The sequence below is a fragment of the Microvirga sp. 2YAF29 genome (assembly GCF_052114605.1).
Lineage (GTDB): Bacteria > Pseudomonadota > Alphaproteobacteria > Rhizobiales > Beijerinckiaceae > Microvirga.
Genome location: NZ_JBFRFB010000005.1, coordinates 243471 through 262301, shown reverse-complemented (window position 1 = coordinate 262301; position 18831 = coordinate 243471). Strand labels below are relative to the sequence as shown.

At 63.2% G+C, this 18831-nt stretch carries 22 protein-coding genes; 4 read left to right on the top strand and 18 right to left on the bottom strand.

All coding sequences use genetic code 11. From position 1 onward, the window contains the following. Both AB4Y85_RS09235 and AB4Y85_RS09230 read left to right on the top strand, forming a co-directional pair. Entirely contained in the window at positions 1–1248 is a 1248-nt protein-coding gene (locus tag AB4Y85_RS09235; RefSeq protein ID WP_441984580.1) for an ABC transporter permease, read from the top strand. Beyond that, positions 1245–1946, top strand: a complete 702-nt coding sequence (locus tag AB4Y85_RS09230; protein ID WP_441984579.1) for an ABC transporter ATP-binding protein — start codon at positions 1245–1247, stop codon at positions 1944–1946. Before AB4Y85_RS09235 ends, AB4Y85_RS09230 begins: the two co-directional genes overlap by 4 nt. Here AB4Y85_RS09230 and trmB read toward each other — a convergent pair. The 10 genes from trmB to AB4Y85_RS09180 form a co-directional block, all read right to left on the bottom strand. Then, positions 1931–2626, bottom strand: a complete 696-nt coding sequence (gene trmB, locus AB4Y85_RS09225) for a tRNA (guanine(46)-N(7))-methyltransferase TrmB (protein ID WP_441984578.1) — start codon at positions 2624–2626, stop codon at positions 1931–1933. The genes AB4Y85_RS09230 and trmB overlap by 16 nt on opposite strands. A gap of 67 nt (positions 2627–2693) precedes the next feature. Then, positions 2694–3872 (bottom strand): methionine adenosyltransferase, encoded by a 1179-nt coding sequence (gene metK, locus AB4Y85_RS09220; RefSeq protein ID WP_441984577.1) that lies wholly within the window; start codon positions 3870–3872, stop codon positions 2694–2696. 108 nt (positions 3873–3980) lie between these two features. Further along, positions 3981–4397 carry a helix-turn-helix domain-containing protein gene (locus tag AB4Y85_RS09215; RefSeq protein WP_441984576.1) on the bottom strand — a complete coding sequence of 139 codons (417 nt, stop codon included), beginning with the start codon at positions 4395–4397 and terminating at the stop codon, positions 3981–3983. A 49-nt stretch (positions 4398–4446) separates the two neighbouring features. After that, positions 4447–6054 carry an apolipoprotein N-acyltransferase gene (gene lnt / locus AB4Y85_RS09210; protein WP_441984575.1) on the bottom strand — a complete coding sequence of 536 codons (1608 nt, stop codon included), beginning with the start codon at positions 6052–6054 and terminating at the stop codon, positions 4447–4449. Further along, a complete protein-coding gene (locus AB4Y85_RS09205) occupies positions 6051–7073 on the bottom strand; it encodes a hemolysin family protein (protein WP_441984574.1) in 1023 nt (340 codons plus the stop codon). The genes lnt and AB4Y85_RS09205 overlap by 4 nt, the downstream gene beginning before the upstream one ends. Positions 7074–7105: 32 nt before the next feature. Beyond that, positions 7106–7564, bottom strand: a complete 459-nt coding sequence (ybeY, locus tag AB4Y85_RS09200; protein ID WP_441984660.1) for an rRNA maturation RNase YbeY — start codon at positions 7562–7564, stop codon at positions 7106–7108. 14 nt (positions 7565–7578) lie between these two features. Then, positions 7579–8673 carry a PhoH family protein gene (locus AB4Y85_RS09195; RefSeq protein WP_441984573.1) on the bottom strand — a complete coding sequence of 365 codons (1095 nt, stop codon included), beginning with the start codon at positions 8671–8673 and terminating at the stop codon, positions 7579–7581. Between the two features lie 66 nt (positions 8674–8739). Next, positions 8740–10098: a tRNA (N6-isopentenyl adenosine(37)-C2)-methylthiotransferase MiaB gene (miaB, locus tag AB4Y85_RS09190; RefSeq protein ID WP_441984572.1), complete on the bottom strand. Its 1359-nt coding sequence runs from the start codon at positions 10096–10098 to the stop codon at positions 8740–8742. A gap of 348 nt (positions 10099–10446) precedes the next feature. Then, positions 10447–11130 carry a glutathione S-transferase family protein gene (locus AB4Y85_RS09185; RefSeq protein WP_441984571.1) on the bottom strand — a complete coding sequence of 228 codons (684 nt, stop codon included), beginning with the start codon at positions 11128–11130 and terminating at the stop codon, positions 10447–10449. A gap of 20 nt (positions 11131–11150) precedes the next feature. Then, complete coding sequence (locus AB4Y85_RS09180; protein ID WP_441984570.1) at positions 11151–11303, bottom strand: DUF1127 domain-containing protein; 153 nt, start codon at positions 11301–11303, stop codon at positions 11151–11153. Between the two features lie 192 nt (positions 11304–11495). Here AB4Y85_RS09180 and gcvA point away from each other — a divergent pair, with 192 nt between their 5' ends. After that, positions 11496–12425 carry a transcriptional regulator GcvA gene (gene gcvA, locus AB4Y85_RS09175; RefSeq protein WP_441984569.1) on the top strand — a complete coding sequence of 310 codons (930 nt, stop codon included), beginning with the start codon at positions 11496–11498 and terminating at the stop codon, positions 12423–12425. Here the strand turns inward: gcvA and AB4Y85_RS09170 are convergent. The 4 genes from AB4Y85_RS09170 to tsaB all read right to left on the bottom strand — a co-directional run bounded on the left by AB4Y85_RS09170 (position 12422) and on the right by tsaB (position 14916). Then, positions 12422–13189, bottom strand: coding sequence for a lysophospholipid acyltransferase family protein (locus AB4Y85_RS09170; protein ID WP_441984568.1), 768 nt, complete (start codon positions 13187–13189; stop codon positions 12422–12424). The two genes, gcvA and AB4Y85_RS09170, sit on opposite strands and share 4 nt — an antisense overlap. Further along, entirely contained in the window at positions 13186–13560 is a 375-nt protein-coding gene (locus tag AB4Y85_RS09165) for a Fur family transcriptional regulator (RefSeq protein ID WP_441984659.1), read from the bottom strand. The genes AB4Y85_RS09170 and AB4Y85_RS09165 overlap by 4 nt, the downstream gene beginning before the upstream one ends. Positions 13561–13753: 193 nt before the next feature. Beyond that, positions 13754–14236: a GNAT family N-acetyltransferase gene (locus AB4Y85_RS09160; RefSeq protein ID WP_441984567.1), complete on the bottom strand. Its 483-nt coding sequence runs from the start codon at positions 14234–14236 to the stop codon at positions 13754–13756. Beyond that, the gene (tsaB, locus tag AB4Y85_RS09155; protein ID WP_441984658.1) at positions 14233–14916 is read right to left on the bottom strand and encodes a tRNA (adenosine(37)-N6)-threonylcarbamoyltransferase complex dimerization subunit type 1 TsaB; all 684 of its coding nucleotides are present in this window, start codon (positions 14914–14916) and stop codon (positions 14233–14235) included. Before tsaB ends, AB4Y85_RS09160 begins: the two co-directional genes overlap by 4 nt. Before the next feature lie 132 nt (positions 14917–15048). Between tsaB and AB4Y85_RS09150 the strand changes: the two genes are divergently transcribed. After that, positions 15049–15624 carry an NUDIX hydrolase gene (locus AB4Y85_RS09150; protein ID WP_441984566.1) on the top strand — a complete coding sequence of 192 codons (576 nt, stop codon included), beginning with the start codon at positions 15049–15051 and terminating at the stop codon, positions 15622–15624. Positions 15625–15627: 3 nt separating this feature from the next. Here AB4Y85_RS09150 and AB4Y85_RS09145 read toward each other — a convergent pair whose 3' ends face one another. From AB4Y85_RS09145 to trpS, 4 genes are all read right to left on the bottom strand, one after another. After that, entirely contained in the window at positions 15628–16218 is a 591-nt protein-coding gene (locus AB4Y85_RS09145) for a malonic semialdehyde reductase (RefSeq protein ID WP_441984565.1), read from the bottom strand. Between the two features lie 71 nt (positions 16219–16289). Beyond that, positions 16290–16850 carry a NifU family protein gene (locus AB4Y85_RS09140; RefSeq protein ID WP_441984564.1) on the bottom strand — a complete coding sequence of 187 codons (561 nt, stop codon included), beginning with the start codon at positions 16848–16850 and terminating at the stop codon, positions 16290–16292. A gap of 357 nt (positions 16851–17207) precedes the next feature. Further along, complete coding sequence (locus tag AB4Y85_RS09135; protein ID WP_441984563.1) at positions 17208–17705, bottom strand: universal stress protein; 498 nt, start codon at positions 17703–17705, stop codon at positions 17208–17210. A gap of 75 nt (positions 17706–17780) precedes the next feature. Beyond that, on the bottom strand, positions 17781–18821 hold the full coding sequence (gene trpS, locus AB4Y85_RS09130; RefSeq protein WP_441984562.1) for a tryptophan--tRNA ligase: 1041 nt from the start codon (positions 18819–18821) through the stop codon (positions 17781–17783). Positions 18822–18831 lie beyond the last annotated feature (10 nt).

The following is an 18831-nucleotide window of genomic DNA, read 5'->3' as shown; positions in this document are numbered from 1 at the left end:
ATGCGCCTGATCCTTGACCTTGCCTTCACGCATATCGCCGGACGCGGCCGCCAGACCGTCGTGGCGACACTCGGCGTCGCGCTCGGTGTGGGTTTTTCCATCGCCATGGCGGCGCTCATGCAGGGTACGGAGAAGGATTTCATCGCCCAGCTCGTCGATACGATGCCGCATGTGCAGATCAGCGACGAGAGCCGCACGCCGCGACGCCAGCCGGCGGAAGACCTGTTTCCCGCCGTGAGCTTCGAGGGCTTGAGGCCGAAAGAGGATCGGCGCGGCATCCTCAACCCGGCTGCCGCCTTCGCTTCCCTGCGCGCCTGGGTGCCTGGCCGGATCGCGCAAAGCCTGCGCACACAGGGGGTGGCCCGCTATTCCGGCCGCGATGTGGGCGTCACGATCCTCGGCATCGAGCCTGAGGTTGAGGAAACGGTTTCCTCCGTCGCAGGCGATTTCCTTCAAGGGAGTTTCGATGCCCTGCGTGCGGGCGGCAACAACATCGTAGTGGGTGACAGGCTGGCGCAACGCCTCGGGGCATCGATCGGCACCACGATCCAGCTCGTCTCGCCCACGGGCCAGTCGCGCGGCTTCAAGATCGTCGGGCAGTTCCACACCGGCAACAATGCACGCGACGAGGGCGAGACCTATGTGCTTCTGAAGAATGCGCAGATACTCTCCGAGCGTCCCAACGCCATCAACGATATCCGGGTGCGGCTCGACGATCCTGGTGCAGCGCCGCGCGTCGCCCGTCAGGTGGAAGCGGAGATCGGCTACAAGGCAGTGCCCTGGCAGGAGGCGAACGAATCGATTCTCGAAGCGCTCGTTGTACGCAACGTGGTCATGTACACGGTCGTCGGCGCAATCCTGCTCGTGGCAGGCTTCGGCATCTACAACATCATCTCCACCATCACGCATGAGAAGGCGCGCGACATCGCGATCCTCAAGTCTCTCGGTTTCACGCAAGGCAACATGCGGCGATTGTTTCTGATGGAGGGGCTGGCGCTCGGCTTTGCCGGTTCCGTGGCCGGTTGGATAATTGGCTTCCTGCTCTGCCTGGCCCTGTCCCAGGTGGAGTTCAAGGTGTCGGGCGCCGGCATCGGCCGGGAATTGACGCGCCTTCCCCTGTTCTGGAGCCCCTGGCACTATGTGATCGCCTCGCTTTTCGCGCTCATCGCGGCGGGAGTAGCGGGCTATCTTCCCGCCCGTCAGGCAGCCAGGCTCAATCCGGTCGACATCATTCGGGGCGCTACATGACCGCGCTCATCGAAGCCGAAAACCTGACACGCATCCTGCCGGCCATCGTCCCCGTGACGCTGGTGCGCGATGTGTCGTTCACAATCGGAGAGAAGGAGCTCATCGCGATCACCGGTCCCTCCGGTTCAGGTAAATCCTCGCTTCTCTACTTGCTCGGGCTTCTCGACCGCCCGACCAGCGGCACGCTGCGGATTGCCGGTCAGGATACCTCGCGCCTCGATGACGACGAACTCGCCCGCATGCGCTTGGACCTGCTCGGCTTCGTCTTTCAGTTCCACTTCCTGCTGCCGGAATTCAGCGTGCTCGGCAACGTGGAGCTGCCGATGCGCAAGGCGGGACGCCTGTCCTCGTGTGAGATGCGGGAGCGTGCCACGGGATTGCTGGAGGATCTCGGACTGGCCGGTCATCTCGACAAGCGGCCGGATCAGCTGTCAGGCGGTCAGCGCCAGCGTGTCGCCGTCGCCCGGGCGCTCGCCAACGATCCTCGCGTCGTGCTCGCCGACGAGCCGACCGGCAGCCTCGACAGCAAAAGCTCGGAACAGGTCTTCGTCATCCTCAAGGATCTCGTGCACAAGCGCGGCAAGACCGTGATCGCCGTCACGCACGATCTCGACATTGCAGCCCGTATGGACCGGCGCATTCATCTGGTGGATGGAATGGTCGTCAGCGACGAGCGGATGACTCAAGGCGTGGCTTGAACACGCACCATCGTCAGGTAGCTCGGCACGCGGCCCTCGCGGATCGCCTTCGCCTCGTAGCGGGTGCCGGGCCAGCCTTCATAAGCGTTTCGCCAATCGTCGGCGCGGGCGGCGGTCCAGCAGAAATGGTCTGAGCGCATGACGCGGGCAAGCACCCAGCCGATGTAATCGTCGATGTCGCTGGCAAAGCGCAGCTCCGCACCCGGCTTCATGACGCGGGCAAGCTCGACGAGCATCTCGTCCGACACCAGACGGCGCTTGCGCTGGCGGCGCTTCGGCCAGGGGTCGGGATAGAGAATGTAGACGCGGTCGAAGGAATTGTCCGGCAGGGTCGGCAGCAGCTTGGTGACGTCGTCGTCCCAGACGCGGATATTGCCGAGCTTTTCATGCTCCACGGCGGCGAGAAGCTTCGCCATGCCGTTCACGAAGGGCTCGCAGCCGATGAAATTGACGTCGGGATGGGAGCGGGCCTGGTGAGCCAGATGTTCACCGCCGCCGAAGCCGATCTCAAGCCAAGTTTCGCGCGCATCTGTGTTCGGGAACTGGCTGGAGGGCGCGCTGCCCGGGATCGTGCGGATCGCGGGCAGCAGATTATGGACGAGATCGTCCTGGCCTGCGCGAAGCTTCTTGCCTTTCCGGCGCCCGAAGAAGGCGCCGGTTTGTTCGGGAGCTTCGCTCATAGAAGATTTCTCCTAAGTGGGCACGATCCTCTCAGAAAACCGGTGCCCACTTTTTCGGATCAGGTCCTTACCGGAACGCCGCCTTGAGGCTGTCGGCGAGGTCCGTGCGCTCCCAGGAGAAGCCGCCGTCAGCTTGCGGCGCGCGGCCGAAATGGCCGTAAGCGGAGGTGCGGGCATAGATCGGCTTGTTGAGGCCGAGATGCGTGCGGATGCCGCGGGGCGAGAGGTCCATGACGTCCATGAGAACCGCTTCGAGCTTGTCCTCGGCGATCTTTCCAGTGCCGTGCAGGTCCACGTAGATCGAGAGGGGCTTCGCCACGCCGATGGCGTAGGAGAGCTGCAGGGTGCAGTTTTCGGCAAGGCCTGCGGCCACCACGTTCTTGGCCAGGTAGCGGGCTGCATAGGCGGCCGAGCGGTCCACCTTGGTCGGGTCCTTGCCCGAGAAGGCGCCGCCGCCATGGGGGGCTGCACCGCCATAGGTGTCCACGATGATCTTGCGACCGGTGAGGCCGCAATCGCCGTCGGGACCGCCGATCACGAACTTGCCGGTGGGGTTCACGTGCCAGATGGTCTGGGACGAGATCCAGCCTTCCGGCAGGGTCTTGCGGATATAGGGCTCGACGATCTTGCGCACGTCGTCCGACGACAGATTCTCGTCCAGGTGCTGCGTCGACAGAACGATCTGCGTGACGCCGACCGGCTTGCCGTTCTCGTAACGCACCGTAACCTGGCTCTTGGCGTCGGGCCCGAGCTTGGCGGCATCGCCGGTCTTCGCCTTGCGGGCGACGTTCAGGTTTTCGAGGATCTTGTGGGCGTAGTAGATCGGCGCCGGCATGAGCTCGGGTGTCTCGTTGCAGGCATAGCCGAACATGATGCCCTGGTCGCCCGCGCCTTCGTCCTTGTTGCCGGACGCGTCCACGCCCTGGGCGATATGCGCCGACTGGGCATGCAGGTAGACGTCGATCTCGGCGTTCTTCCAGTGGAAGCCTTCCTGCTCGTAGCCAATATCCTTGATGGCATCGCGGGCGAGCTCGATCACCTTGTCCTTATTGATCGAATCGGGACCGCGCACCTCACCGGCGATGACCACGCGGTTGGTGGTGGCGAGCGTCTCGCAGGCTACGCGAGCCTCGGGCTCCGCGGCGAGATAAGCATCGACGACGGCATCCGAAATCCGGTCGCAGACCTTGTCCGGATGGCCTTCGGAGACCGATTCACTGGTGAAAAGATAGCTGGAGCGGCGCACGATAGAATTCCTTCGAGGCAGATAGGATAGCTATGCCTACCGGTTCTGTAGGCTTCTTTTGCCATGCTCATGCCGCAGCCTTAAAGAAAGGTCAAGCGAACGCGTTCTTTATGAAGAACGCTCTTCTTCGTTTTCCTGGGCCGCGAGAGCCGCGACCAATTGAACGATGCTTTTGCGAACCTTGGCGTTCTTGATGCCGGTGAAGGTTCTGATCAGCTGAAGACCTTCCGGCGTGGACATTACATCCGAGATATAGGGAGCGGATTCTTCCTCCGCAAAGCCCGTATCGATTTTGACGCTCTTGATACCGTTGAAGAAGAAGTCGATTCCAACACCGAGGATCTTGGCGATATCGACGAGGCGACCAACGCTGATCCGGTTGGTGCCTTTTTCATACTTCTGGACCTGCTGAAACGTAAGGCCAAGCATATCGCCAAGTTTTTCTTGGCTCATGCCAATCGAGATCCTGCGCATACGCACGCGTGTCCCGATCTCCACATCGATTGAGCTGGTCGATTTCTTCATAACTCACGCTTTCTTGCCGAAGCTGACGTAGCGTCGAGTCATCATTACCCTATACTACAAAGGACCGCTGCTTTCGACCTACAATTAAAGCCATTAAGCAGACGGCAAGCGTGGCCGTCAAAGAAAACATTGCGAATTTCGAATAAACTGTCGGTGAAGACGCAACCGGTAACTTTACATCTATAACGCCTTCAACCCCAAGTGGAAGACTGTCCACAATACGACCATATGAATCGATCATTGCAGAGATTCCGGTGTTCGCAGCTCTGACTAAAGGCAGACCTTCCTCTACGGAACGTAGGCGTGCCTGAGCAAAGTGTTGGTAAGGTCCCGGCGTCTGGCCGAACCATGCGTCGTTGGTGACGTTGAGGATGAGGTTCGGGCGCGGCCCTTCGGGCAAGATGTCGCCAGGAAAAATCGCCTCGTAGCATATCGTCGCAGCCACCGGCGGCAGGCCGGGAATGGTCAGCGGCACGCGACGCTCACTTGGCTCGAAGCCGCCGGGGATCTGCACGAACTGGCGCAGGCCCACCACCCGGATCAGGGTGTCGAGGAATTTCGGCACATATTCCCCGAAGGGCACTAGGTGCACCTTGTCATAGGCGCCGAGGATCGTGCCGCGATCGTCGATGACCTGGATCGCGTTGAAGAACTTGCCCACGGCTTCGCCCGGCAGCGGCTCATCCATGCGCGCGGCGCCGGTGATCAGGACGGACCCCGGCTCCAGAAGACCGCCGATCTGAGCAAGCGAGGCAGGATCGCGATGGAGCAGGAAGGGAAAGGCGGATTCGGGCCAGACGAGATGGGTTGCACCGGCAAGGCCCATACCGTCGCGCGCCTGGCTCGCGCTGATCGTCAGGTAGCGGCGCATGATGGCGTCGCGGTTGCGCGGATTGAATTTCGCGTCCTGCGGAAGGTTCGGCTGCATGATGCGGAAGCGCACGTTCTCGACCGTGGCCGAGGGTTCGGACGGGATGCGCCAGATTCCGAACCCGGCCATGATGCCTATGGCAAGCAGCGCCAAGACAGGCGACATCCAGCGCTCGCGCCGGGTGCGCCCGGTCAGGAGCAGGGTAGGCGCGGCGCAGATCGCTATCGCGATAAAGGTCAGGCCATAGAGGCCGACGAGAGACGCGCTCTGCATGAGCCAGAGATTCTGACCGAGCGCCATGCCGGGGCTGTTCCAGGGAAAGCCGGTAAAAAGATGCCCTCGCATGACTTCGCTGACGGTCAGGCCGAAGCTGAGGGCGAATACGCGGGAGGCATCGGGCAGCCAGAGCAGGCGCGCCAGGGCGAAACCGAAGGCGGGAAAGAACGCGAGCACCGCCGGCAGGCCCAGCACGCCCAAGGGCAGGGCCCAGGCGAATTGGTCGGCCTCCACGAGGAAAGCCGCGCCCAGCCACCAGAGCCCGGCGACGAAATAGCCGAATCCCCAGAACCAGCCGATGAAGGCGGCCGCTTTCACGGGTGCCCAGCGCGACGCTCCGCTCTTGGCGGTGCCGTCCATCAGCAGGATTACGGGGATCAAAGACAGGGCGAGTGCGGCGAGAAAACCGAAGGGCGGCATCGCGAGCGCGCCGACGGCCCCGGCCACAAAGCCCAGGAGCCAGCGGCGCCATCCCCGGGCGAGGATGACGCGATCGGCAAGGGAGATCATTCGGCGGCGGCGTTATGGGGCGGCGGCAGGAGAGGAACCTCCACGGAGGTCGAGTCCATGTTCCGCTGCAGGATGCGCAGGCGCTTCACCCGGCGGGGATCCGCGTCGAGAACCTCGAATTCTAGGCCGTTCGGTCCCTCGATCACCTCGCTTCGGGACGGCACGCGTCCGGCGACCGTGACGATGAAGCCGCCGATCGTGTCGATGTCCTCGGCACCTTCCTCACCGGAGAGATCGACGCCGAGCATCTCCATGATCTCTTCGAGGCTGGCGCGGGCATCGGCGATATAGGTGCCGTCGGCCGCTTTCACGATGGTGATCGTGGCGTCGACATCGTGTTCGTCCTCGATATCGCCCACCACCATCTCCACGAGGTCCTCGATGGAGACAAGGCCGTCCGTGCCGCCGTATTCGTCGATCACGAGGGCCATGTGGGTGCGGGTCGCCTGCATGCGCACCAGAAGGTCGATGGCGGGCATGGAGCGCGGCACGAAGAGGACGGGGCGCAGGATATTGGCGGAGGCCAACAACATGGAGAGATCGATCTGGCCGAGGCTCGGCGGAGGCGTCTCGTCGGTCGAGCCCGATTCCGAGGCGCCGCTGTCGGCGCGCATGGCAATGAAATCGAGGAAGTCGCGGATATGGACCATGCCCTTCGGATCATCGAGGGTCTCGCCATAGACCGGAAGACGGGAATGTCCGGCGGTGCGGAAGAGGTTCAAAAGCTCGCCGAGATTGGTGTCGGCGGCTACCGCGACGATGTCGGCCCGTGGCACCATCGCGTCTTCCACCCGGATGCGGTGGAAGGACAGCACGTTCTTGAGCATCGCCCTTTCCCGGGGCGAAAAGTCCGTGTCCTCGACGGATTCCTCGAGGGCATCCTCAAGATCATGACGGATGGATTCGCGGGGTTTGAGGCCCAGCCGGGTCAGCACCCGGTCGTACCAATGGTCGCGTGTATCGTCTGTCTCGCTGCTAGGTCGGACAGGGCGTTCGCTACGACTTCGATCTTCGTTCATATCTGTTTGAATTCAGCCCGAGCGTCAGCCGCTCATGCTGCCATATCGCGATAAGGGTCGGCGATGCCAAGGGTGGCGAGCGCCTTTACCTCGAGAGCTTCCATGATTTCCGCCTCCGCCTCGACCTCGTGGTCGTAGCCGAGAAGATGCAGGACTCCATGAACGATCAAATGGACAAAATGATGCGCAAGCTCCTTGGATTCCTCCTCGGATTCGCGCACCAGTGTCTCGTAAGCTAAAGCAATATCGCCCAAATGGCGAGGCCCTGTCGCACCGGGCATTTCAGGCGCCGGGAAGGACAGCACGTTGGTCGGCTTGTCCTTGGCCCGCCAGTCGCGGTTCAACTCCCGGATATGCGTATCGTCGGTAAGCATGACCGTCGCCTCGAAATCACCGGCGGCCTCATAGGTGACGGCAAGCGCCGCCGAGGCCGCTTTCCGGGCAAGGCCCTCCGCGTCCGGGATCGTCTCCCAGTCGCCCTCCTCGATCATGATGTCGATCTCGATCACGGCCTGAAATTCCGATCCCGGTAAGAGGTTTCCTGAGGTGGATTGTTGCGGAAGTCGGTGTCGTAGGCCGCTACGATGCGACGCACGAGGTCGTGGCGCACAACGTCGCCTTCCTTGAAGGTGACGCGGGAGATGCCCTCGACTTCCTGCAGGATGCGCACGGCTTCCACGAGACCGGACTTCTGGCCCGGCGGCAGGTCGATCTGCGTCGGGTCGCCGGTGATGATCATGCGCGAGCCCTCGCCGAGACGGGTCAGGAACATCTTCATCTGCATGGTGGTGGTGTTCTGGGCCTCGTCCAGCAGAACCAGTGCGTTGGTGAGCGTGCGCCCGCGCATGAAGGCGAGCGGCGCGATCTCGATCATGCCGGTCTGGAGGCCCCGGTCCACATGGCGCGCTTCCATGAAGTCGTAGAGAGCGTCGTAGATCGGGCGCAGATAAGGATCGACCTTCTCGCGCAAATCGCCGGGCAGGAAGCCTAGGCGCTCGCCCGCTTCCACGGCCGGACGAGAGATGATGAGGCGGTCCACCTGACCGGCTTCGAGCAGCGAGACGGCATAGCCGACCGCAAGCCAGGTCTTGCCAGTACCGGCAGGGCCTTCCGCGAAGGTCAGCTCGTTCTGCTTGAGCGCCTTGATATAGGTGTTCTGCGCCGCGTTGCGGGCGCGCACCGGACCGCGCTTGCGGGTGGAGATATGGTCGAAGGCGGAGAGGCCCGGAGCCGGGGCTTCCTCGGGAGAGAACAGGGAACCTTGAAGGGTAGCTTCGTGGATGGTGCCGTCTACGTCGCCGGTGCCCATGGGGCCGCCCTGGCGGGCCCGGTCATACAGGCTTTCGAGAACGCGCCGGGCCATCTCGGTCGATTCGGGTGTGCCCTTCACGGTGACCCGATTGCCATTGGCGACGGCGGCCACGTTCAGGCGGCGCTCCAGATGCGCGAGATTCTGGTCGTATTGCCCGAAGACTAGGCTGGCGAGGCGGTTGTCGTCGAAGGTGAGGATGATTTCCGCCTCTTCCTCGACGCCTGGATGCGAAGTGCTGGGGGATCTGCCCTTTTGCGCTCGTGCGGTCGCGTTGTCCGCTGGCCTCAAATGCCTCTCCTTTGTTTTTCGCGGCGGGGATGCCACGAAAGAAAACTCTCTTCGCAGGAGAAAGTGTCAGGCCGCGGCCTGGGAGCCTGGCTCGACCACTTCCCCGAACAAGCTGTTGGTGCTTGTCTGCGTGATCCGCACCGTCACGATATCACCAATCCGGTGGCTGTCGCTGTCAAACTGCACAGGTTGCATATAGGGCGACTTGCCGGCCATCTGGCCCGGGTAACGACCCGGCTTCTCCAAGAGAACGTCCAGAGTCTGACCAACGGTTCCGTGATTGAAAGCCTGTCTTTGGGTTTCCAACAGATTTTGCAGGCGCGCCAGCCGCTCGGACTTCACAGCCTCGGAAACCTGGGTTTCGATCTCCGCCGCGGGCGTGCCGGGGCGGGGGCTGTACTTGAACGAGAAGGAGCTGGCAAAGCCCACATCGGCGATAAGCCTCATGGTGTCCTCGAATTCTTCATCCGTCTCGCCGGGGAAGCCGACGATGAAGTCGGAGGACAGGGCAAGATTCGGCTGCACGGCGCGAACACGCTCGATCACGCGGCGGTATTCGTCGCCCGTATGCTTGCGGTTCATCACGTCGAGAATGCGGTCGGAGCCGGACTGCACGGGCAAGTGCAGATAGGGCATGACGGCAGGAATATCGCGATGGGCGGCGATCAGCTCCTCGTCCATGTCACGCGGATGGCTCGTCATGTAGCGAAGCCGCACGATGCCGGGGATATCGGCCAGGCGATGGAGCAGGCGGCCGAGCGTCCATACGAGCCCGTCCGGCCCCTCGCCGTGATAGGCGTTCACATTCTGCCCGATCAGCGTCAGTTCGCGCACGCCCGCATCGGCGAGACGCAGCGCTTCGTCCACGATCTTGGCGACAGGGCGCGAGACCTCGGCGCCGCGGGTATAGGGCACCACGCAGAAGGTACAGAACTTGTCGCAACCCTCCTGAATCGTCAGGAAGGCCGAGACGCCACGGCTCTGGGTGCGGGCCTTGGTCGGGGCGGGCAGGTGGTCGAACTTGTCCTCGATGGGAAATTCCGTATCGACCACGCGCTCCGAGCGGGGCTTTTTCAGAAGCTGGGGCAGGTTGTGATAGTTCTGCGGGCCGACCACCACGTCCACGGCGGGCGCGCGGCGCAGAATTTCTTTACCTTCGGCCTGGGCGACGCAGCCCGCGACCACGACCTTGATCTCCTGCCCTTGCGCCTCGCGCTCCTGCTTCATCTCGCGCACGCGGCCCAGTTCCGAATAGACCTTCTCGGCGGCCTTTTCGCGGATATGGCAGGTGTTGAGGATGACGAGGTCAGCCTCCTCCATGGCCTTGGTCTCGGCATAGCCTTCAGTCGCCAGCATGTCCGCCATGCGCTCGGCATCGTAGACGTTCATCTGGCAGCCATAGGATTTGACGAAGACTTTTTTCACGAGACCGGCCTGTCTGCTGTCGGAGAAATCAGGCGCCCTTTTAAGCCTTTTGTTCTCCCAAGAGAATAGCGGCTGTTTGGCTCAATCGCGGAAGCGGTTCGCGTATGGGTCATCCCGGACGGAGCGAAGCGGAGATCCGGGATCGGATTCAGGGTGTGGCGCCCCTCTGTCATTCCGGGGCGAGTGGTAGCGAGAGCCCGGAACCCATAACCACGACGATTGCAGCATAGAGTGGGACGCTTCTCACCACTTTCTGAACCACAAGTGTTTATGGGTTTCCACACCTGCGGCGCCCCGGAATGACAAAGGGGCTGAGCTTACACCGCCCGGGATGACGATTCTCTCCTGCTAATCCCGGAACGCGCCTTCGACCGGCGCTGAAATCTCCCGGTCGGCCTGGAGGATCGCGGCGCTGACTTCGGCGAAAGCCGGGCGCTCGGCGAGGCGGGTGTACCAAGCCGCGAGAGCCGGGTAGGGTTTCAACGAAGGACCACCGAGGCGGCGAACCCAGAACACGGCCATGAAAGCGGCGATATCGGCGGCGGAAAACGTGCCGCAGAGATAAGGCTTGTCCGACAGCGCGCGTTCAAGGGTAGCGAAATGGCCTGCGATAGCAGGCTCGGCCTCCCTGGCCTTCGCCTCGTTCGCGAGAAAGCGCGGATCGTTTACCTCGTGCGGCTCCGTCCGGTGCATCAGGGGGCGGAAGGAGGCCAGCATCACCTCGTCGGCGAAGACATCGAGCAGGCGGCAGCGTGCCCGCTCCTTCGGCTCCTTCGGGAAGAGAGGCGGCGTGGGATAGGCATCCTCCAGATATTCCACGATCACGGTGGAATCGTAGAGCACGAGGCCATCACCCACGAAGACGGGCACCTGCCCTTTCGGATTGGCGGTGAGCACCGCCGGGTCCTTCGGGCTGTAGCCCTCGGTCTGGCTGAAGGGGACCTGGATGCGCTCGAAGGAAAGCCCCTTCTCATGCAGGGCGATTTCGACCTTGCGTGAGAAGAGGCTGACAGCGCCGGAATAAAGCTTCATCGTCGATCTTTCTGGCAGGATCAGGAGTTTTCCCAGAAGGCGCCATTCAAGCCGTCCACATCGGCCTTGGACAAGCCCATATCTGCCAGATCGCGGTCGTTCATGCGGTAAAGCTCGCGGCTGGATGAGCGGTTGTCGAGCCAGTATTCGAAGCGGAGAAGATAGTCGAGCATCGTCGTCTTCCTTTCGGGCTTGGCCCTTGCGAACCCAAGATTTACTGTGGCGTATCCGGTTGCCATGGCAGGCCTCCATCAGAGGTGTGTTTCTATGAGAGAAGGATGCTCCTGAAGGGGCTGCCGAGCAAACGAGAAGTCCTTGCCTGTTGCCCAAGCTCAACTTGGGCAAATCGATCTTTAGGGAAGCTCATGGCCCGCCGCCGACTGCCACCGCTCAATGCTCTTCGCGCTTTCGAGGCGGCCGCCCGTCATCTCAGTTTCGAAAAGGCCGGCGACGAAATCGCCGTCACTGCGAGCGCGGTCGGCCAGCAGATCAAGTCCTTGGAGGACTGGATCGGGCGGCCGTTATTCGTGCGCCTTCCAGCTAAGGGCGTGGCGCTGACTTCGCTTGGCCAGCGCTATGCCAATGCCGTCACCGACACGCTCAACCGGCTCGATGAGGCGACCGCGCAGGCGCTGAGACCTGAGAATTCCCACGTGGTCACCGTCAGCGTCATGCCGAGCCTCGCCACGAACTGGCTCATCCCGAGGCTCGGCGCGTTCCGGGAGCGCGAGCCCGAGATCGACGTGCGCGTGGCGGTATCGATGCGGCTCACCGATTTCGCCCGGGACGACGTGGATGTCGCGATCCGCTTCGGACGCGGCAATTATCCGGGTTTGCGGACGGACCTCCTGATGGAGGAGTATTTCTTCGCCGTGTGCAGCACCGCCCTGCTGAACGATCCCGAAAAGCCCTTGCGGGAACCCGACGATCTGCGCCGCCACACGCTTATCCACGAGATCGCGGAGGGCATTCTAGACTACACGAACTGGGACACATGGCTCGCCGCCATCGGCGTGACGGGAATCGACACGTCACGCGGCCCGCGCTTCACACATACCTATCTCTGCCTTCAGGCGGCGGCAGCCGGGCAAGGCGTGGCGCTCGCCACCACTGCGCTGATCGGCGATCACCTGTCGGCGGGCCGCCTCGTGAGGCCTTTCCCGCATCAGGCGAGGGGCAGCTACCAGTACTACATCGTCTGTCCGGAGGATGTGGCCGAGCGCCCCGCCATCGCGGCCTTCCGGGCCTGGCTGCTGGACGAGGCTCGCGCACAGGCGGAGGCTTCGGAGAGCTAAGCCGCCTTCAGCGCCCTGCGGACGGAGGCTTCCGCGGCGGCGGTGGCTTCCTTGCGGCTGCCGTTGAAGGGGATCGGATCGCCCCAGGTCGCCACCACGTCGATGGCGTGGCCTTTGACGAAAAGCGCCAGATGAGGCGCGAGGTCCATGTCGCCGTACCAGGCGATGAAAGGCCGGTCGCGGCGGGTGACGGGGAGGCCGTCGCGGCGCGTATAGGCGATGGCCAGCGGCTGGAGATAGACGGTCTCGACGGCATCGTGGGCGAGCGCTCCTTGAGCCGCGCCGACGAGCGAGGAGCGGAAAGGCAGGAGGCGATTGCCGTCGCCCGTGGTGCCTTCGGCGAAGAGCACGATCGCCTCGCCTTTCACGAGCCGATGAGCCAGCGCATCGTTCACCTCCGCCGTTGCCTTGCGGCGCTGCCGGTCGATGAAGACGGAGCGCTGGAGTTTCGCCAAAAGCCCGACCACCGGCCAGTTCTCGACCTCCGATTTCGCGATGAAGGAAAGCGGATGCAGGGAGCCGATGACGGGAATGTCGAGCCAGGAGACGTGGTTCGATACCACGAGCGTCGGCACGTCGGTCGGCGGCGTTCCCTTCTCGATCACGCGCACGTTGAAAAGCCGCAGCAGAAACCGGTGAAACCATACAGGAATGTGGTGCATCGGCGAAAAGCCGAAGCGAATGCTCGCCAATTGCACCGGCGCGAGCACGAGAGCGAACAGCGCGAGCAGCGCGAGTTTCGCGGCGACGACGAGTTTGCTCACGCCTCGTCCTTGTCGATGGGCACCGCATAGAGTTCGAGCCGATGATAGACCACCTTGTAGCCGAGGCGCCTGGCGATCTCGGTCTGCAGCGCCTCGATCTCCTCCGAGCGGAATTCGATCACGTCGCCGGTCTCTAAATTGATGAGATGGTCGTGATGTTCGCGCGCCGCCTGCTCATAGCGGGAGCGCCCGTCGCGGAAATCGAGCCGTTCGAGAATGCCTTCCGATTCGAACAGCCGCACCGTGCGATAGACGGTGGACAGCGAGATCCGGTCATCCACGGCGGCCGCGCGCCGGTGCAGTTCCACCACGTCCGGATGATCGTCTGCGGCGTCGAGCACTTGCGCGATGATCTTGCGCTGACCCGTCATGCGCAGGCCCTTGTCCCGGCAGGCGCGCTCGATGGCGTCCGAGCGGCGTGTTCTGACTGTATGACTGGTCCGTGCGGCCAAGGCTTCATCTCTCCCTGGTCATGCTTATAGGAGACTTGCCCGAGCGGGGCTACAGCATCGGACCCGAAAGTGGATTTGCGCTTTTGGGTCCGATGCTTTCTCTTTTGATCCTCTAGAGCTCGAGCGTCATCGTGAGCGCCGCGACCCGTGTTCCATCGGGCTTCTGGTAATAGCCCTGGCGGCGTCCGGTTTCCTTGAATCCGAAGCGACGGTAGAGGGCGAGAGCAGGATGGTTGCCCTCCTCGACCTCCAGATGGACGGTTTTGACGCCGCGACGGGAGAGCTCTTCGAGGTGGCAGGTCAGCAGGGGGGGCGAATGCCTCTTGCCCCGGGCCTCCGGTGCAAGGGCGACGGTGAGGATCTCGGCCTCGTCGAGCACGATCCGCGACATCACGAAGCCGGAGGACTTAGTGGTGTTTCCGAGAAACAGGCCATCCGCCACCACGCCGCGCTCAGCCAGCAGGCGCTCGAATTCGAGCGTACTCCAGGCCCGCGAGAAGGAAGCGCCATGGATCGCGGCAAGGCGCGCGGCAGCCTCCATTCCCACCGGCTCGATGCGCGGCAGGGCGGGCTTGAAGAGATCGGAAATCCTCATTGCCGGGCGATGCGCGCCCCGTCCTGCGGCTTGGCGTCGGGATCGCGCAAATAAAGGGGCTTCGGGAGAGCCTGATTCGGATCGGCGAGCGCGCCGAGCCGGGCGACCCAGGAAATGTCGGGCGCCATGGCGACGTCGCTGATCCTGGCCTCGACGCCTTGCGCGCGGGCTTCCGCCGCCAGCATGGCGGCAGCCGAACCGCTCACCAGGATGGGTCCTGAGCCCAGCATGCGGATGGCATCGCGATAGCTCATGAGGCTCGGCGCGATGATGGTGCGTCCGCCCGGCGCGATGGCCTGGATGTAGATGTGGCCGTGCTTGGCATCGATGGCGGCGGTGAACAGCCCGCGCCGTTCGTTTGCCATGAGTGGAGCAAGAAAGGCGGAGAGCGTCGCGACGCCGACCACCGGAATGCCGGCGGCAAGCCCGATGCCCCGGGCGGCGGATATGCCGACCCTGAGACCTGTATAGCTACCCGGACCCACGGTGACCGCGATGCGGTCCAGCCCCTCGAAGCCTCCCTCGACCTGGGCCGTGACCCGGTCGATGAGCGGGAGCAGGGTCTCCGCGTGGCCGCGTTCCATTTCGAGCGATTCGCTGGCCAGGGGCGCAGTGTCGCCCGCCTGCCAGATGCAGGCCGAGCAGGCGCCAAGGGCCGTATCGATGGCAAGGACTCGCACCATTCGCCTCCGTTGGGTGTTCGCTCTGTTTAGAGCAAGATGCGGACGGGTGGAAACCCGGTTTCACGCATGCTGACCACGATCCGGACTTTCAGCTTGAGCATTCGGGAAACCGGGTGCGATGATCGTATCATGACAACCTTACCCGATTCCAATCTCAAGCCCTGGACCATCGAGACTTCGCGGAACGTGATTCGCGACCGATGGGTAAACCTCCGCGCCGACGACTGCCTGACCGCCGAGGGTGTGGAGGTCGCGCCCTATTACGTTCTCACATATCCCGACTGGGTGCAGATCGTCGCCATCGACGACGAGGATCATCTGATCCTGGTCAGGCAATACCGCCATGGATTCGGGAACATCTCCCTCGAAGTACCCGCTGGCACGGTCGATCCGGAGGATCCGTCTCCGCTCGCGACGGCGGCCCGCGAGTTGGAGGAGGAGACAGGATATGTCGCCGAGCATTGGCGCTACTTCGGCAAACACTCACCCAATCCCGCGACCCATACGAATTTTTGCCACACGGTGCTCGCCCAGGGTTTGAGCCTGTCCGGTAAGTTCCTCAACGATCCCACCGAGCAGATCGAGGTGGTGCGGGTGCCGGTTCAAGACGCCGCCCGGCTTGCTGCTGAGGGCATCATCGTCAATGCCCCGCAGATCGCTTCGCTTGCGATTGCCCTCGGCGCCCTCGGCAAATGGAATCCTTGAAAATCACTCGATCCGGCAGAATTCCTCGAAGGCGAGGCGCGGCTGGCGGGGGTGGAGCTTTTCCGGCAGGCCGTAGCCGAGATTGATGAGAAAGTTCGACTTGGTCTTGCCGTCGGGAAAGAACGTCTTGTCCACGCCATCGTTATCGAACCCGCCCATGGGGCCGCAATCGAGCCCCAGCGAGCGGGCCGCCATGATGAGATAGGCGCCCTGCAGGCTGGAGCCCTGGAAGGCCGTGCGCTCGATGACATCGGGCTTGCCGGCGAACCAGCTGCGCGCATCCTTGCTGTGCGGGGCAAGGAAGCCGAGCTTTTCGTAGAACTCCATGTCATGCGCCACGATCACGGTGGCGGGCGCGCTCATGGTCTGGCGCACATTGCCCTCGTCGAGATGGGGTTTGAGCTTTTCCTTGGCGGCGTCCGACACCACGAAGACGAAGCGGGCGGGTGTCGTGTTGGCGCTGGTCGGGCCGAGCTTGGCGAGATCCGCAATGGCACGCAGGGTCTCCTCCGAAATCTTCCGGTCGTCCCACCAGCGATGGGTGCGGGCATTGCGGAAGATCTGGTCGATGGCGGCGTCGGTCAAAGCAGGCACGGCGAAACTCCAAAGAAAAAGCGCGGCGTGAGAGGGCCGCGCTTTGAAATATTAGGGTTCTGATTGCCCGATCAAACTGCCTGCACTTCGCGCACGTCCGGCAGGAAGTGGCGGAGCAGGTTCTGGATGCCGTGGCGCAGGGTGGCGGTGGAGGAGGGGCAGCCTGAGCAGGCGCCCTTCATGACCAGATAGACGATGCCGTCCTTGAATCCGCGGAACGTGATGTCGCCGCCATCGCCCGCGACAGCCGGGCGGATACGGGTCTCGAGCAGTTCCTTGATGGTCTCGACGGTGGCGGCATCCGCATCGTCGAAGAACTCCTCGCCATCGTCCACGGTGGCGCCGCCGCCTTCGGTGAAGAGGGGCGCGCCGGTCATGAAATGCTCCATGATCCCACCGAGGATCGCCGGCTTCAGATGCTGCCATTCCCCATCCGCCTTGGTGACGGTGATGAAATCGTAGCCGAAGAACACAGCTGTCACGCCCGGCACGGCAAAGAGGCGCTGGGCGAGCGGCGAGAACTGGCCCTGCTCGGGCGTCTTCGCCTCGAAGGTGCCCTCCGTCATGACGACGCGGCCGGGCAGGAACTTCAGGGTCGCGGGATTGGGGGTCGCTTCAGTCTGGATAAACATGGTCTTTTGGTCCTCTGACGCCGGTTCAAGGCCGGCCGAGCGGGTGGTCTTAGAATCGTTCTAACAGGTTCCTCTTTCAATGTGGATCGGGAAGAGGGGGATTCCAAGAGGGGAATTGAGGGGGTCATGCCGGACGAAGCACAGCGGAGATCCGGTATCGTCGGCCGGATCGAGCTCGCCCTATGTCATTCCGGGGCCGCGCAGCGGAGCCCGAAACCCATAACCGCCAAGGCAGCCAAAAATAACGCGACGCTCGCCACTTCATTCTGCTCATTCGGTGGTTATGGGTTTCCACGCCTTCGCGGCCCTTCGGGTCGGGCTCGCCTGGCGGCGCCCCGGAATGACACAGGGGGTGCTCTACCCCGCCAGCGCGTCGATCTCTTCATCCGTCAAGCTGCCCGGCACTACGACGATGGGAACCGGGAAGGTTGAGGCGGCCTTGCCGGCGAGCGTGCTCACGAGGGGGCCGGGGCCTTCCTTGCTGCTGCCGGCGGCGAGCACGAGGAAGGACACGTCCTCGTCCTCGCGGATCAGCTTGATGATCTCGTCGGCCCGAACACCGACGCGGATCACCTGCTCGGGCTCTACGCCAGCCGCGCTGCGGGCCTCGCGGGCGGCGGCCTCCAACTGCTTGCGGGCCTCCTCGCTCGCCTCCTCGATCATGGCCTCGCCGACACCGATCCATTCGAAATTGTCCGGCGGGTCCACGACCGCGAGCATCAGCATGCTCGCGCCGGTTCTCGCCGCGCGCCGGGAGGCGAAATGGATCGCCCGGGCACATTCCGGTGTCTTGTCGACCACCACCATGAATTTCGGGCGGTGGCCCGATTCGTAGGATCGCCGCTTGCCGCTCATTGCACGCTGTCCTGCATCGAGACGATGCTGCCCTGCCCTCTAAACAAGAGCAAGCCCGGCACCGCGCCCAAATTTTCAGCGCGCACGCACGAAGCCCACAATGTCCTTCACCGAATTCATCGTCTGTGACGCAATGGCGCGGGCCCGGGCGGAGCCGTCCGCGAGCACGGCATCGATATGGCCGGGATCGTTCATGAGGCGGCGCATCTCGTCGGCGATGGGGGCTAGCTTCGTCACCGCCACGTCCACGAGGGAGCCCTTGAAGCCGGAGAACTGCGCGCCGCCATGCTGGCGAAGAACCTCCTCCGCCGTGGTGTCGGTGAGCGCCGCATAAATCGCGACGAGGTTTTCCGCCTCGGGACGGGTCTTCAAGCCTTCCACCTCTGAGGGGAGCGGCTCGGGATCCGTCTTCGCCTTGCGCACCTTCGTGGCGATGGTGTCGGCATCGTCGGTGAGGTTGATGCGCGAATAATCGGACGGGTCCGACTTCGACATCTTCTTCGAGCCGTCGCGCAGCGACATGACGCGGGTCGCCGGGCCGTGGATCAGCGGCTCGGTGAGCGGGAAGAAGGCATCGCCGAAGCCGTGCTCGGCGATGGATTCAGAGAAGTCGTTGTTGAACTTCTGCGCCACGTCGCGGGTGAGTTCCAGATGCTGCTTCTGGTCCTCGCCCACCGGCACATGGGTGGCGCGGTAGACCAGAATATCGGCCGCCATGAGGCTGGGATAAGCGTAGAGGCCGAGCGATGCGTTCTCGCGGTCCTTGCCGGCCTTTTCCTTGAACTGCGTCATGCGGTTCATCCAGCCGATACGGGCGACGCAGTTGAACACCCAGGCGAGTTCGGCGTGCTCCGAGACCTGGCTCTGGTTGAACACGATGTGCTTCTTCGGGTCGATGCCGGCGGCGATGAACGCTGCGGTCACTTCACGGATCTGACGCTTCAGCTCCTTGGGATCCTGCCACACGGTGATCGCGTGCATGTCGACGACGCAATAGATGCAGTCGTGCGTCTCCTGCATGGTGACGAAGCGCTTGATGGCGCCGAGATAATTGCCGAGATGGAGATTGCCGGTGGGTTGGACGCCCGAGAACACCAGCTCCTTGAACTGCGCCATCTTTTTTGAA